A 15,856-nucleotide genomic window follows, 5' to 3' on the forward strand; every position below is an offset into this window, starting at 1 on the left:
CTCTAAATTAGTGCTTTTTTAGTACTAAGCGGATCACATTATTTTTTCCGCTAACGTTCACCTCTTTTAATTTATTATCTGTATACGAAATGTAGCTTGACAATACATTGTATTTTCCAGGTACTACATTTTCGATTTTAAAATTACCATCGAAATCCGTATAAACCGTTTCCTTAGATCCTTCGAAACGGATAGCAACACCAACCAAAGCTTCACCAGTTTCATTATCTAATACAATTCCAGATAAGCTTGTTGTTTCAATATTTGCTAATTCTTCAGCCTTAACTTCTTTGTCACCCTCAGGTGTAACTAAATTCACCGCTTGAATTCCAAATCCAAGTGTCATTAGTGCGATAAAAATGAAAACAAATTTTTTCATTGCTTTAAATTTTTTTGTCTTAGTAATAATTTCAGTTTGTTGTTTAAAAAGTATCTACCAATAACTATTAATCTTTTTTATCTTTAGATACTATTAATTGCAAGCGCCTTTTCACTGCAATTACATCACAAAAGTAAGGTGATAATTTTTTCTTTATATTAGAAGAAGCTTATCTAAACCTTAATTGTGAGTTAATTTAATATTGAGAAATTATTACAAGTAATGACCACAAACTTAAAACGCAATATATCAAGCTTATGCTACGATTTTATCAACTTGTTTTACCCAAATATCTGTCAGGCCTGTGGCAATGTTTTGTATAAAAACGAAACTGCCATCTGTAGTAAATGCTTACATCAGATTCCAAAAACAGATTTTCATTTACAAAAAAACAACCCCGTTTCCGTTCTATTTTGGGGCAGAGTTAAAATAGAATATGCTACCTCCTATTTTACCTTTGCCAAAGGTAGTAAATTTCAGAAATTAATACACAAATTAAAATATTATTCTGGCACAGATATCGGAATCGAACTTGGCAAGTTACTTGCCTATACCATTAAAACATCCGATTTCTATACGGATATAGACCTTATCATTCCAGTTCCACTTCATCCAAAAAAGAGAAAAATTCGAGGCTATAATCAAGCTGAGGTAATAGTAGATGGAATGAAAGAAATTCTGGAAATAGAATCCGACTATATTAATTTATACCGTTCTGTTCACACTCAATCCCAAACCAGAAAATCAAAACTCGAACGTTGGGAAAATGTAGATCAAATTTTTAAGCTACACAATCCCGAACAATTGATAGACAAACATGTACTATTGGTTGATGATGTTGTTACCACCGGCTCAACTCTAGAAGCTTGTGCCCAAGCGATATTAGATGTTGAAGGTAGCAAAGTGAGTATTGCTACCTTGGCTTATGCATGAAGTCATCTGTTTACAGCCATGCACAAAACCTGCACGGAACTTCTTAATGAACTCAGAAGATCTAGTTGGCAGCATCAACAAATTTATAACCCACACCTTTTACGGTTTGGATATATTCATCACCTATCTTTTCGCGCAATTTTCTAATGTGCACATCAATAGTTCTATCCCCAACAATAATTTTTTCTCCCCAAATAGAAGAATAAATTTCATCTCGGGTAAAAACCTTTTGCGGACGAGAAACCAACAAAATTAAAAGTTCAAATTCTTTTCGAGGAAGCGAAAATTCCTTGCCGTCTTGAATAATTAGATAGCGCTCTCTGTCGATTGAAATGTTTCCAATGGTGATTAGTCCGTTGTTTGCATTTTTTCCCTCCTCTAGCACTCGACCCGATCTTTTCAATAAGGCCTTTACTCTACTGATAAAAACTTTCGGTTTAATAGGTTTACTAATATAATCATCAGCACCCGCTTCGAACCCTGCAATTTGAGAATAATCTTCACCTCTTGCTGTTAAAAACGAAATCAGCACATTTGAAAATTCAGGTAATGATCTAATTTTTTCGCAGGTTTCAATGCCATCCATTTCCGGCATCATAACATCCAAAATAATTAGATGAGGATGCATTTTTTTTGCCTTTTCGATAGCTTCTTTACCATTATTTGCCGTTGATACCTGAAAGCCTTCTTTTTTTAGATTATAGCTAAGGAATTCAAGAATATCAGACTCATCGTCTACCAATAAAATTTTGTAATTACTACTTTCCATTTGGTATTGGTTGTTTAGTTTCTATTATTTTGATTTATCAAGAGAAAAAGTAAAACTAGTACCTTCGCCATAAGTACTGCTTACATTTATACTTTGATTGTGAGCATCAATTATATGTTTTACAATTGCCAGACCTAAACCCGAACCTCCCATATTTCTGGCTCTACTTTTATCCACTCGATAAAACCGTTCGAAAATACGTGGTAAATTATCAGATTCGATACCTATTCCGTCATCTCTTACTTCTATTAAAGCTTTATTATCCATACTCATAACTTCAATTGTAGTGGTACCTTTATCTTTTCCGTATTTTATCGAATTTACAATTAAATTATTTAAAACCTGAAAGATTTCTTTTTTATCTGCATATACAAATCGTGGTGCATCAGCTGTTTGCTTAAAATTTAGTTTAATTCCATTTTTATGAGCTCGAATTTCTTGCATCTCTAAAACTTCGTTAATCAGGTCTATTATATTAAACCTTTCAAACATGAGTTTTAACTCTCCTGATTCCAGCTTCGAAATAACTTCCAAATCTTTCACAATTGTAATCATCCGATTGATACTTTTCTCCGTTCTTTCGAGATAATTTCTGTTGATTGATTTATCCTCAAGACCTCCATCAAGTAGTGTCAAAATATAACCCTGGATGTTAAAAATGGGAGTTTTTAATTCGTGTGATACATTACCAATAAACTCTTTTCTAAATTTCTCCTGTTTTTTTAATTGTGCAACTAAAGAACCTCTTTTCTCGCTCCAGATTTTAACCTCTTTTTCAGCTTCCGCCAAAATATCAGTGCTTCTTACTTTATCTCCCAAATCCTTGTCGATTACCTGAGTATCATGTATGGTTTTATATAGCATTCTAACTTTCGAATATAAAAATCTATTTACCAATGCCTTACTAAGTTTATAAATAGTCCAAACCGTTAAAAATCCAAATAATATCATATAGCTTGGCTTTAAAGGAAATAATAGATACATGGTACAAAAAACCATTACTAAACTTCCCGCCAATAAACTTACAAATAGACTGACTTTTGTTGATGAAATAATTTTCATTTCTCTTTTTATCTTACCTGAACAACTATAATTCAAGATATTTCGTTCTGTCACTAGCATTGCATATTGTATTTTATAATGCGCTGCAAATATTTGAATAAAAGTATGATAATTTCCGAAAAGGAAGTTAACTTTTCGTTAACCTTATTGTAATTCAGGCTCTTAAATTTTAATTAAATCTTAATCATTATTAAATAATTCTGCATAGAAAATTGTTCACATTTAATACAAGTACTAAAATTAAGAATTCTTGAATGAAATTTTTCAAGTAAGAATTTAGCAAACTCATTCATTTTTTTGTAGAAATTCGAATAATAATAGACGGGTAAAATTTTTGTAATTGCAATGTAATTAAATCGTAGCATATATGCATTGCACATTGATAATGTGTCAATTACATTTGATATTAAATCAACTATGTATTGAGTTTTTAACGTTTTTTTTACATCTCGTTTACATTACTCACAAACTTTAACCTCCCCTTAACACATCAGGCATTTTTTGATAATTTTTATTTAAAGCCACCTTATTGTTCTACTCATATATCATTCCTAACATCGCATTGTGATTTGAAAGTAAAAATCGTATTGACTTATTAAGGAAAAACATGACAAAGCAATTATTCTTAGTTTTATTACTAACTCTTTCTTCATTCGGGTTATATGCGCAGAAGGGAAGCATTACCGGAAATGTAAAGGATGCAAAAACTGGCGAAGCCTTAATTGGTGCTTCTGTTTTTGTTGATGGAACTACTTTGGGAACAGTAACCGACTTTGATGGTAATTATACCATTCCAAATGTTACTGTAGGTACTGTAACTGTAAAATGCTCTTTCATTTCTTACGAAACATCTTCAAAAGAAAATGTTAGCGTAAGTGAAGGAACTCCGGCAGTTGTTGATTTTATAATGGGAGAATCAACCGTTGCTCTTGAAGATGTTAAAGTTGTTGCAAAAGCCAAAAGGGAATCAGAAGTTGTGCTTCTCTTGGATCAGAAAAAATCTGCTACAATTAAACAATCTATCGGGGCACAAGAATTAGCAACTCAAGGGGTCTCTGATGCAGCGGCAGCTGCAACGAAAATAACAGGGGTGAGCAAACAAAACGATACCAAGGGATTAAACGTTCGTGGTTTAGGAGATCGTTACAACACAACTACTTTAAACGGCTTACCTCTGCCATCAAACAATGCAGAATATAAAAATATCGATCTTGAACTTTTTACGACTGACATTATTGAATTCATCGATATCGAAAAAGTTCCGGGAGCACATTTGTATGGAGACTTTGCTGGTGCAAATGTAAACGTAGTTTCTAAGGTTCATAGTGGAGATCAATTCTTAAAAATTAGCCTAAAAACCGGGTACAACACCAGTTTGTCTGATGCAGATCAGTTTTACTTGGGTGATGGACCTGGACTGTTAGGATTCGATGATTTCGACTACCAAGATAATTTCGATGTTTATGACTTTGAAACAACTTGGAATCCTGAAAAGAAAACCATTTATCCTTTTACTGATATTTCAGTTTCGGCAGGTAAAACTTTTGAGTTTGAAAATTCTAAATTAAATGCATTTGCAACTGTTAGTTTCGATAATGAATACCAGTATAGTGATTTATTGCAAAGACAGGTTAATGGTAGTGATTTCTTTAGAAAAGATCTTTTGGGTGAGCAGTACAAGTACATGACTCAAACCACCGGGATGTTGAATTTAAACTACAACTGGAAATCGAATAATATTTATTTTAATTCGATGATGTTGAACACTTCCGAACAATCACTAAAAAATCTTCGAGGATTTATCTTCGATTTAGCAGAAGAAGGTGGATTTGTTAGAAGATCAGAATACGAAAGAAATACAGTTTTAGTAAACCAACTTTTAGGTGAGCATAAGTTGAATTCTAAAATGAACCTACACTGGGGGATTGCCTACAATACTGTAAACAACATTGTTCCCGACCGACGTCACAATACCATGGAAAATGGTACTGAATCAGAAAAATTCTTTGCCACCAATGACCAGGCCAATAATAACCGTTATTTCCACGATTTAAAAGAAGATGAAATTGCAGCTAACATTAGTTGGGATTATAGTTTTGGAGAAGGATTTGAAGATTCTGATTACCGTGGAAAATTAACAATTGGTTATAACGGTAAATACAAAGACAGAAGCTTTGAATCTACACAGTTCAACCATAAAATTATCACGAATCAGCTTACCGATATTAATAATGTAGATTCCTATTTTAACAATGAGAACCTAAAAGACGGTTTGTTCGATCTGAGAGTTCTATCAAGTAAATTTATTATCCTATCTACTTATGACGGAGAGCAAATAATTAATGCAGGTTTTGCTAATTTAGAGTACAACTTTAGTCCAAAATTTTTAGCATTAATAGGTGTTAGAGCTGAGAATGTATATCAGGAAATTGACTTCAACACAGTATTGGGTGAAGGAAAAGAAGATTTTACAGAATTCAAAGTATTACCAAGTTTATCATTAAAATATGAGTTAACAGAAAAGGCAAATATTCGATTTGCATCAGGTATTACATACACCTTGCCTCAGTTTAAAGAAACCGCCCCTTTTATTTTCGAAGGTATAACAGATGTGTCAATAGGTAATCCGTACCTCAAACCATCTACAAATTACAATGGAGAATTAAAGTGGGAATATTTTCCTAAGCCTAGCGAATTATTATCGGTAGCTGTTTTTGGTAAGTATATTTCAAATCCAATTAACCGATTTGTAAGAGCATCAGCAGGTAATGAGTTTACTTTTGGTAACACTGGAGATTGGGCTTATATCTATGGTTTAGAATTTGAAACCAAAAAAACAATCTGGAAAGCAACCGCAGAAAGCACTTCTAAAAAACTATATGCTTCAGCCAATTTCACTATAATGGATACAAAGCAAGAATTAGATGCTGATAAACTAAAAGAAGAATCAGAAGGAGGTTATACTGCAAACTTTAATAAAGACGAAGAAGACCTTCAGGGATCTGCTTCATTTTTAGCCAATGCAAATTTAAACTACAAATACTCGTGGAAAGATGGTGAAAACTCTATCACTTCATCATTAGTTTACCGATACGAATCAGACAGAATGTATTTAATTGGCTATTCAAGCCTTGGTAACCAAGTTGATAATGAGTTGCACAATCTGGATTTTGTACTTAAATCAAAATTCAATAAATGGGGAGTTAGCTTCTCGGCTAAAAACATTTTAGATCAAGATATCGAAAGATATCAGGAAAATGAAACTCAGGATTGGCTTGTTAAGTCATATAAAAACGGAATAAAATTCGGTTTAGGAATATCCTACACTTTTTAATTAGAAAACAATTTCATTTTATAATTTAATTTAACAAAACGATGAAAAATTTATTGTTAGCAATGTTAGCTGTATCCGTAATCACTTTCTCTAGTTGTTCGGATGATGATAATGATGATCCAAATCCAAATCCAGATCCGACTGATCAATTTGATCCTGCAGATTTTAAAGGCGAAATCAAAGATGGTGAGGAATACACCATGGATTCAAAAACAACTTACAAGTTGACAGGTGCCCTTGTGGTACAAACCGGTGGTACTTTAACAATTCCTGCAGGAACAAGAATAGAAGCTACTTCGCCATCAGCAACTGATACTGATGTACGTTATATCGCTGTTGCACAAGGTGGTAAAATTTATATCAACGGTACTGCTTCTTCTCCTGTAGTAATGACCTCTGACACAAAAGAGCCAGAAGCTTGGGGTGGTTTAGTAGTATGTGGTAGCGCTCCTACAAACAAAGCTGATGCGGGTAGTGCTGGTGCCGAAGTTTCAGGTTTGGCTTATGGTGGAAGCAACGTTAACGACAACTCTGGTGTTATAGAATATTTACGTCTTGAGTACACTGGTTACAAGTATACTAACGAAAAAGAATTTAATGGACTTTCTCTTTTCGGTGTTGGTGCTGGTACTGTTGTTGATTATGTGGTTTCATACAAAGGTGGTGATGATGGTATGGAGTTCTTCGGTGGAACAGTAAACGCTTCTCACCTTGTTTCTATCGATAGTGGTGATGATGGTATCGATTTCGCTGACGGATGGTCAGGAACTGGTGAATACTGGGTTTCTATTAACTCTGCCAAATCAGGTATCGAAGGATCAAATAACGGTGATAATGGAGCTGCTACTCCTATGACGGATGCTACTCTTAAAAACGTAACTGTATACGGAATGGGTGAAAAACCATTCTACTTGAAAGAAGGTGCTGGTAAGCAAACAATCAACAATATTGTAATTGGTGATTTAGCTGCTGAAAAAAGTCAAGCCTTCTTTTTTACTGATGATGATGATGCTGATGCTGCTGCAAGAATTAATGCAGGTGAAATCGTTATTACCAACGCAAATTTTGTTGATATGAAGACTGGTCAAACAAAAGCTGTTAACGGTTTAACTATTAGCGAAAATGTTGAAGCTTTAGGTGCTGGTAATGGAATTAACAAACCAGACTGGATGCCAGATGCATTAAATACAGTAGATGGTTCCACAACCGTTTTTGGTGATCCTGTAGTTGCTGAGGTAGCATTCGAAGGCGATATTACAACTGATATTACTTTAGACGCTAATAACAAATATAAACTAACAGGTGCTGTTGTTGTAAAAGATGGTGGTAGCTTAACGATTCCTGCAGGAACAGTTATTATTGCTACTGATGTTACAGCTGAAGATACTGATGTTCGTTACATTGCTGTTGCGCAAGGCGGTCAGATTTTTGTTAACGGTACTGCTGAAAAGCCAGTTGTTATGACTGCTGAAACTGAAGAACCAGAATCATGGGGAGGATTAGTTCTTTGTGGAAAAGCTCCAACTAATAAGGCAAATGCTGGTAGCGCAGGTGCTGAAGTTTCAGGTTTATCTTACGGTGGTGACGTTTCTAATGATGATTCAGGTAGTATTTCATATTTACGTCTTGAATACACTGGTTACAAGTATACTAATGAAAAAGAATTCAACGGTCTTTCACTTTTCGGAGTAGGTTCAGGTACTACAATCGAGTATGTTGTTTCATACAAAGGTGGTGATGACGGAATGGAGTTCTTCGGTGGAACTGTTAATGCTTCTTACCTTGTTTCTTACGAAAGTGGTGATGATGGTATCGACTTCGCTGACGGATGGTCAGGTACTGGTGAATACTGGATGTCATTAAAATCTGCTAAATCAGGTATCGAAGGTTCAAACAATGGTGATAATGGAGCTGCAACTCCTATGACTAATGCAACCTTAAAACACTTAACTGTTTTCGGTATGACTGAAAAACCATTCTACTTGAAAGAAGGTGCTGGAATGCAAACTATCGAAGATATCGTAATTGGTGGTCTTGATGACAACAAAGCACAAGCATATTTCTTCACTGATGGTGATGATACAGCTGCTGCTCAAAGAATTACTGATGGTGATATTAAAATTACCAAAGCTAAGTTCATTGAAATGGGTACCGGAAATACAGTTAAAGCTGCTTCTGGTTTAACTGTAGGTGAAGATGATAGTGCTACAGGTGCTGGAAACGGTAAAGACAAACCAAGCTGGTTATCTGATGCTTTAAATACAGCATACAACGGAACAACAATTGTGCAATAAGTTTCGCAATACATTTCTATAATATATAAAAGCAGACTCAAATGAGTCTGCTTTTTTTGTGTTTTACGCAATATATTTGCGTTGAAAGCTCATGTTTTAAGGCTAAAACATGAGCTTTCAATATAAAAAGGTGAAGTTGTAAAGTAAAAACTTCATCGTTTAACGTTTAGCAGTGAGCTTTCAATGTTAACCATTGAAGTCGCATCGTTAAAACATCCAGTTTTAATGTCAAAAGCTTAAGTTTTCATGATTTTAGCCGTTCTTTCGCAGCTATAGAACCTGATTTTTCGTTAAAAGTTGAACTTTTTATATTGAAACATGAACCACAGATATTCAAAGCTCAACTTAAAACGTTCAGCACTCACCAAATAACGTAGAAACCTAAGCTTTCAATGGTAAAACCTTAAGTTTTTATATTCAAAGCTTAGGTTTCAACGTAAAACACTCTGCAAATAATGCACACATCTTACTTAACAAGCTCCATTTTTAATTCATTCCAATAGTCTAATCCATCTTGCAGCGAACAAACATGAATCTTGTATTTTTGGTAAATGATTTTTCCTGCAGTAATGCTTCTTTCGCCATATTTACAATACAGCAAATAAGTCTTCTTGGTGCCCAGGGAATCAATAATATGGTATAATTTATCGGAAGTATCGGCTAGTATAGCACCTTCGATATGCCCTTTTTTAAAGTCTTTTCTTAAACGCACATCTATAATTACTGCTTGTGGATTTAACTTAGAAACCCGCAAAAACTGTTTCGGACTTAGTTCCTGTACTGTATCCCGTTGCGAAAATGCATACTGTTGCAACATCAGTACAAATAATAATACTAAACCAATTTTTATAAACTTCATTCTTATTCAATTCTAATTTGCAAATTACTGAAATAAACTAATCATCAATAAAGAAAAAATCAGACATGATATCATTAGAAATAAAAACCCCTTCATCATTCAAAATTAAGCAGTTTTTTTCTCTTCTAATATGCTTGCATTGAATATACTTTTCCGCCTTTATAATACAATGCCTGTATAATTGATCTCCAAATTGTTCCATTACCACATCAAGGTCAAGACCCCAATACGTTCGTAGCGATGTAAGTACCAAGTCGTTAAATCTTTCATAAAAACTTAAATCTTCTTTCTCAGAAAAAATACCACCCTCATTAACCGCTTTCATGTACTTATAATTGTGAGCAATATTCCATTCTCTTTCTTTAAAATTGTATGAATGAGCCGAGGGGCCTATTCCCAGGTATTGCCTCTGTTTCCAATAAGCAGAGTTGTGTTTTGATATGTAAGATTCTTTGCAAAAGTTGGAGATTTCGTAATGTGTAAAACCATTTTCGCGCGCCGAATCTATTAAATATTTAAACTGATTAAAACTTTCCTCCTCCTCAATCTCAATCAATTGTCCTTTTTGAAGCTTTTTTGCAAATACGGTATTCGCATCGTACATCAAATGATAGGAAGAGATATGTTGAATTTCTAATTCATATACCAAATTGAGATTTTCTATCCATTTCGCCATACTCAAGCTAGGTACACCATAAATCTGGTCAACCGAAATGTTATTAAATCCAATATCCTGAGCTCTTTTAATGGCCTGGTAAGCTTCATTCCCTGTATGTCGGCGGTTCATCAAAATTAAATCTTCATCATGAAAAGACTGTATTCCTACGCTTAACCTATTTACCGATGATTTTTTTAATTCGCTTAAAAACTCTTGATTTAAATCATCTGGATTGGCCTCCAAAGTAATTTCGGCATCCATATCAATATTCCAATATTTCGAACATTCATCAATCAACATCTGAATATGCTCCGGATGGTATACAGATGGAGTTCCACCTCCAAAATAAATTGTAGATAAAGATTTTTGATCCAGGTATTCCTTTCTTAATTGCAATTCCTTTTTAAAACAATCAAGCATATCTAAAATCGACTGCATTGAAATACTTTTGTGAAAAGCACAGTAATGGCAAGCTTGCTTGCAGAAGGGGATATGAAAATAAATTCCAGACATATTGAATCATTTTTCTTGCAAGGTAGAAGCATTTCTTTTATTTTCAATATTTGCTAATATTTTGTATAAATAAAAACATCTAAATTGGCGCAAAGAAATGATTTTATGCAACATTTTTATACATATGAGGGTCTTTACATCGAACATTGACATTTAAAATAAAGAACCATGAAAGGATATATTAGAATAATTTCACCAATTTTGATTTTATTAATCAGCTTTGCTACTACCCTATCCACTTTTGCAGATGGTATTAAAGGCAATGGCAATGTAAAATCGGAAGAAAGAGAAGTTGGTAATTTTAAAACCATAAAAGTAAATGGTGCATTCACAATTTATTTGTCACAAGATGATGATTACAGCCTAAAAGTTGTTGCCGACGAGAATCTATTAGATATTATCACCAGTAAGATAAAGGGAGATGTTTTGTATATCGCAACCGAAAAAAGCATTTATAAATCCACCAATTTAAAGCTTTACATCGGTTTTAAACACCTTAATGAAATCAAAGCGAATGGTGCTATTTCTTTAAAATCAGAACAAGTTTTAAGATTTGATGAATTGGAAATAGAAATTAATGGTGCTTCCTCTGCAGATTTACAACTAACAGCTAATCGCTTAAGTATTGATAATAGTGGTGCTTCAACTGTAAAGCTTGCTGGTAAGTCTGAAAAACTTGATATTGACATTTCGGGCGCCGGAAGCGTAAACGCCATTGACATGAAAGCATTAAAAGGAACAATTGATATCAGTGGAGTTGGAAGCGGAAAAGTTTATGTATTAGAAGAATTAAGAGTAAGTATTTCGGGAATCGGTTCGGTAAAATACAAAGGAGATCCGAAAGTTACCAGTGATATTTCCTTCCTGGGAAGTTTAAAAAAATATTAGAAGAAGCCTCTTTTGAAATTTCTTTGAATCATGCACAAATTTCTTCTTTTCCTCATACTTTTTTATAGCCTGTAAGAGCATTAAAATCTCTTATGGTTATCCAAGATACCAGTACTACATTTCGTTCCTAATTCGCTTTGAATGGCCATATATTTATAATGCTTTATTCTCATCACCCCTCTTCGAACTTTCTCAGTTAAAACATTCCATAGCTTATAAAAAATAAATATTGCATCTATAAAATAATACCAGTAATAAAAATAAAAAACTGGCGTAACTTTTATCTGAGCGAAATTGACCATATTAATTTTTGCTAACTTATTTATTTTAGTATTGCTTACTAACTTTAGCTTGCTAACTTTGGGTAACTATTTACTTAAGTGATAATCTTTATGAAGCTTAAATTGTTTTGGCGCAATATCATATGGGCAATAATCATTTTGATTCTTTGTTCCATTCCAGGAGACGATTTACCAAAAACATCAGCCATTCATATCCCCCACTTCGATAAAATCGTACACTTTGGAATGTTTTTTATTATGGGTATTTTTTTAATTGCCGAACTTCGTTTCCAAACGCGTTTAAAAGGTTTTCAAATCGTATTAATTACGGTTTTATTAATAGGTCTTTATGGCGGTATAATAGAATATTTACAGCAGCATTATTTCAAAAACAGAAGTGGTGATTATATCGATTTAATTGCAGATATTTTCGGAGGTATTTTCGCTGTCTTTTTATTTCCATGGTTAAAAAAACAAAAGGACTTGTTAATTAATCGCAAGCCCTTTAGTAAAATATCAATTCTTACAAAAATACTATAAAGAGATGTACTCTTTCGTATTTTCCATTTCTGTAATCAGTTGACCAATTGTTTTTCCTTGAAATAAATCGTAAATCTGTTTTCTTATGTGTCCGAATTGGTTGTGAACCGGACAAGCTGCTTGAGCTTTACTATCTGATTTACATGGGCGAATACCAATTAAACAATTTTCAAACATATCTAATCCATCAACTATTTCAACAATATTCATTAAAGTAATTTCAGATGGATCTTTTCCCATTCCAAATCCTCCATGTGGTCCTTTTGTTGATGTTAGTAATTTTTGTCTTGCTAAACTTTGCAGAATTTTTCCTAGAAATGGAGTCGGAATTTCTAATTCTTCTGCAATCTTTTTAATACCAATCTTTTTACCTTCTTTTGAAGCATTTAATGACAAATAAATTACTGAGCGAATTGCATATTTACAAGTATTCGATAACATCTTAAAAATTTAATTTAACTCCACATTTCAAAAAACAATCAGAGCAAAGATAACAATAATTAGCACTAATTAGCATCTTTAATTCTTTATTTCCTTATTTATGATGATTCTTATTATTAAAAAGCCGAGCTTATTTATAATGGTATTTTATCAATTCTCTTTTGATGTCTACCTCCCTCAAAATCTGTATTTAAAAACACTTTAGCAATTTTTTCAACCTCTTCAAATGAGACGAATCTTGCTGGAATTCCACATACATTTGCATCATTATGTGATCTTGCCAGATTAGCAATTTCCGGCGTCCAACATAAAGCAGCTCTAATTTTTTGATGTTTGTTTGCTGCCATTGTTATACCGTTACCACTGCCACACAAAGTAAAACCAAAATCAAATTCTCCTGATTCCACAGCTACAGCTAAAGGATGAGCTGTATCAGGATAATCCATACTTACTGCAGAATTGGGACCAAAATCTTTTATCTCATAACCATCATTATTTAATATTTCAGCCAATTTATTTTTAAATTGAAATCCTGCGTGATCTGCAGCTAGAGCAATTCTAATTTTTTTCATCTGTTTATATTTTTTTTATTTGTAAGATGGAAGCCGAAATATCAAGATAATTATTAACCTGTCTATTGAATAATTCTTATAATAATGCCCCCTTTTCCAACTACAACTAAATGGTAGTCATTTTCCTTCTTTGTAGCTATTAATTAAAGCTACAAAACTAAGTAATTTTAGCGATTTGCTTTCAAAAAGCTTTTCTACTTACTAAATTCCTTTATCAATGAGATTACAAGTCATTAGCAAGTTGAACTGCAATTCGCATTTGCCTATTTATGAATGGTTTAATAACCTTAAATTCACTTATACACAAAGTTGTTCACATTCAGTTAACACTCTGTTGATTTTTCCTTATTAAAATATCAAAAGATATTTTTGGAAGTAATGACTACTCATTTGTATATAAAAATTCTTTACCAGCTCCAATTTTATTTTTTACCAGAGAATTATAAGCTTTTAACCACTTTTCAACAGACTGTTGATATAGTAGAAGAATAAAATTATCACAACTTCATCTTATCAACAAGAAGTTAATAAGATGTATATCTCACTGTTTTACAACACTTCTATATTAACAAATAGTGTTCATATCACGTTAACATACTATATTTTGCAAGAAAAGCAATTTTCAAAGACACCTCTTACCAACATTATCAACAGGATATCATTATCATTATAATTTTTTAGAAATTTAAAGAAAGAAAATATTAATTAATGATGTGTTGATAAATGCATACTTGCTTATTTCCTTAAAGATTCAATGTTAAATTGTTTTTTGTGCTTACTTAATTATTTCAATGATTTTGTTATCTTGCAAACTATAGAGAATCCACACTTAAGAGAATGAGCTGGGAAACGAAAAATTATTCCATACTTCTTGTTGAAGACAACAAACTTAACCAGACTGTTGTTAAATTTACACTTAAGCGATATGGATACCATATCGATGTTGCTAATAATGGCATTGAAGCGATTGAAATGTTTAAAGATGGAACTTATGATTTTATCCTTATGGATGTAATGATGCCTGAAATGGACGGACTGGAGGCTACAAAAATTATAAGAGAACATGAGAATGAAAACGAAAGGATCCCAATAATTGCTCTCACAGCAGATATAATGGTGGCTAATGAAGAAAAATGCCTTGCACATGGTATGGATGCTCATTTGTCAAAACCGTTCGATTTAGAGCAGCTTTTTAAGATTTTAACTCAAATGGAATTGTAGTTACTTATTTCTTTCAACCGACTTTTTTTAATTTATTTAAGATTTGCTCTCCTGTTTAAAGATTTCAAATTAATTTTGGCGAATGGATGATCATCTGGATATACGAAATCATAATTTTTCTGATAGGGAAAAAGAGTTTGATAATAAATTAAGACCTTTACAATTTTCCGATTTTAGTGGACAAAAGAAAATTGTGGAAAACCTCAGTATTTTTGTTGCTGCGGCAAAAATGCGCAAGGAAGCATTAGATCATGTACTTCTTCATGGTCCTCCTGGCCTTGGAAAAACAACCCTGTCAAATATTCTAGCTAATGAATTAGGAGTTGGTCTTAAAGTTACTTCGGGCCCGGTTCTTGACAAGCCTGGTGATCTTGCGGGTTTATTAACCAATTTAGAGCCCAATGATGTACTTTTTATCGACGAAATACATCGATTAAGCCCGATTGTTGAAGAATACTTATATTCCGCCATGGAGGACTTTAAAATCGATATCATGATTGATAAAGGACCTGCTGCAAGATCTATTCAGTTAGAATTAAATTCTTTTACTCTAATAGGCGCCACTACCCGATCTGGATTATTAACATCTCCCTTGCGTGCAAGATTTGGGATCAATTCCCATCTGGAGTATTACGATCTTCCGGTTTTAACACAAATTGTTGAACGAAGTGCCAGTATTCTTAATGTTGTGATCACGCATGAGGCAGCTGGAGAAATTGCTTCCAGAAGTAGAGGAACACCGAGAATTGTAAATGCGCTATTAAGAAGAGTCAGGGATTTTGCCCAGGTTAAAGGAAATGGATCAATTGATTTAGATATCACAAATTTTTCATTAGAAGCCTTGAATATCGATAAGCACGGTTTGGATGAAATGGATAATCGAATTCTGAATACTGTAATCGATAAGTTTAATGGCGGACCAGTTGGAATTTCAACCATTGCAACAGCAGTAGGCGAAGACAGTGGAACGATTGAGGAGGTTTATGAGCCATTTTTAATAAAGGAAGGATTTATTAAAAGAACACCAAGAGGAAGAGAAGTAACTCCTTTGGCTTATTCACATCTTGGGAAAAATAGGTTTGACGATCCTGAATTACTGTTTTAGTAGAATG

At 33.3% G+C, this 15,856-nt stretch carries 14 protein-coding genes; 7 read left to right on the forward strand and 7 right to left on the reverse strand.

The window, feature by feature from the left end:
• Window positions 1–7: 7 nt before the first annotated feature.
• Window positions 8–379, reverse strand: a complete 372-nt coding sequence (locus ACO05S_RS08145) for a carboxypeptidase-like regulatory domain-containing protein (RefSeq protein ID WP_421921022.1) — start codon at window positions 377–379, stop codon at window positions 8–10.
• A 222-nt stretch (window positions 380–601) separates the two neighbouring features.
• Here ACO05S_RS08145 and ACO05S_RS08150 point away from each other — a divergent pair, with 222 nt between their 5' ends.
• Window positions 602–1,312 (forward strand): ComF family protein, encoded by a 711-nt coding sequence (locus ACO05S_RS08150; RefSeq protein ID WP_421921023.1) that lies wholly within the window; start codon window positions 602–604, stop codon window positions 1,310–1,312.
• A 61-nt stretch (window positions 1,313–1,373) separates the two neighbouring features.
• On the opposite strand, the gene ACO05S_RS08155 is transcribed toward ACO05S_RS08150, so the two are convergent.
• Entirely contained in the window at window positions 1,374–2,081 is a 708-nt protein-coding gene (locus ACO05S_RS08155; RefSeq protein WP_421921024.1) for a response regulator transcription factor, read from the reverse strand.
• 24 nt (window positions 2,082–2,105) lie between these two features.
• Complete coding sequence (locus ACO05S_RS08160) at window positions 2,106–3,203, reverse strand: sensor histidine kinase (protein ID WP_421921025.1); 1,098 nt, start codon at window positions 3,201–3,203, stop codon at window positions 2,106–2,108.
• A gap of 547 nt (window positions 3,204–3,750) precedes the next feature.
• Here ACO05S_RS08160 and ACO05S_RS08165 point away from each other — a divergent pair.
• Window positions 3,751–6,477 carry a TonB-dependent receptor domain-containing protein gene (locus tag ACO05S_RS08165; protein ID WP_421921026.1) on the forward strand — a complete coding sequence of 909 codons (2,727 nt, stop codon included), beginning with the start codon at window positions 3,751–3,753 and terminating at the stop codon, window positions 6,475–6,477.
• A 41-nt stretch (window positions 6,478–6,518) separates the two neighbouring features.
• On the forward strand, window positions 6,519–8,771 hold the full coding sequence (locus ACO05S_RS08170; protein ID WP_421921027.1) for a hypothetical protein: 2,253 nt from the start codon (window positions 6,519–6,521) through the stop codon (window positions 8,769–8,771).
• 466 nt (window positions 8,772–9,237) lie between these two features.
• Here the strand turns inward: ACO05S_RS08170 and ACO05S_RS08175 are convergent, their stop codons facing one another.
• Both ACO05S_RS08175 and hemW read right to left on the reverse strand, forming a co-directional pair.
• Window positions 9,238–9,630 (reverse strand): rhodanese-like domain-containing protein, encoded by a 393-nt coding sequence (locus tag ACO05S_RS08175; RefSeq protein WP_421921028.1) that lies wholly within the window; start codon window positions 9,628–9,630, stop codon window positions 9,238–9,240.
• Between the two features lie 37 nt (window positions 9,631–9,667).
• On the reverse strand, window positions 9,668–10,801 hold the full coding sequence (gene hemW / locus ACO05S_RS08180; RefSeq protein ID WP_421921029.1) for a radical SAM family heme chaperone HemW: 1,134 nt from the start codon (window positions 10,799–10,801) through the stop codon (window positions 9,668–9,670).
• A gap of 168 nt (window positions 10,802–10,969) precedes the next feature.
• On the opposite strand from hemW, the gene ACO05S_RS08185 reads away from it, so the two are divergent.
• Both ACO05S_RS08185 and ACO05S_RS08190 read left to right on the forward strand, forming a co-directional pair.
• Window positions 10,970–11,689, forward strand: coding sequence for a head GIN domain-containing protein (locus ACO05S_RS08185; RefSeq protein ID WP_421921030.1), 720 nt, complete (start codon window positions 10,970–10,972; stop codon window positions 11,687–11,689).
• A gap of 392 nt (window positions 11,690–12,081) precedes the next feature.
• Window positions 12,082–12,510, forward strand: a complete 429-nt coding sequence (locus ACO05S_RS08190; RefSeq protein ID WP_421921031.1) for a VanZ family protein — start codon at window positions 12,082–12,084, stop codon at window positions 12,508–12,510.
• Here ACO05S_RS08190 and ACO05S_RS08195 read toward each other — a convergent pair.
• Entirely contained in the window at window positions 12,505–12,951 is a 447-nt protein-coding gene (locus ACO05S_RS08195; protein ID WP_421921032.1) for an RrF2 family transcriptional regulator, read from the reverse strand. The two genes, ACO05S_RS08190 and ACO05S_RS08195, sit on opposite strands and share 6 nt — an antisense overlap.
• 134 nt (window positions 12,952–13,085) lie before the next feature.
• Window positions 13,086–13,523 (reverse strand): RpiB/LacA/LacB family sugar-phosphate isomerase, encoded by a 438-nt coding sequence (locus ACO05S_RS08200; protein ID WP_421921033.1) that lies wholly within the window; start codon window positions 13,521–13,523, stop codon window positions 13,086–13,088.
• 837 nt (window positions 13,524–14,360) lie between these two features.
• On the opposite strand from ACO05S_RS08200, the gene ACO05S_RS08205 reads away from it, so the two are divergent.
• Window positions 14,361–14,744 carry a response regulator gene (locus tag ACO05S_RS08205; protein WP_421921034.1) on the forward strand — a complete coding sequence of 128 codons (384 nt, stop codon included), beginning with the start codon at window positions 14,361–14,363 and terminating at the stop codon, window positions 14,742–14,744.
• A gap of 82 nt (window positions 14,745–14,826) precedes the next feature.
• Window positions 14,827–15,849, forward strand: a complete 1,023-nt coding sequence (gene ruvB / locus ACO05S_RS08210; protein WP_421921035.1) for a Holliday junction branch migration DNA helicase RuvB — start codon at window positions 14,827–14,829, stop codon at window positions 15,847–15,849.
• Window positions 15,850–15,856: the final 7 nt, after the last annotated feature.

This window comes from Marinifilum sp. (assembly GCF_965230805.1).
In the GTDB taxonomy this organism is placed as follows: domain Bacteria; phylum Bacteroidota; class Bacteroidia; order Bacteroidales; family Marinifilaceae; genus Marinifilum.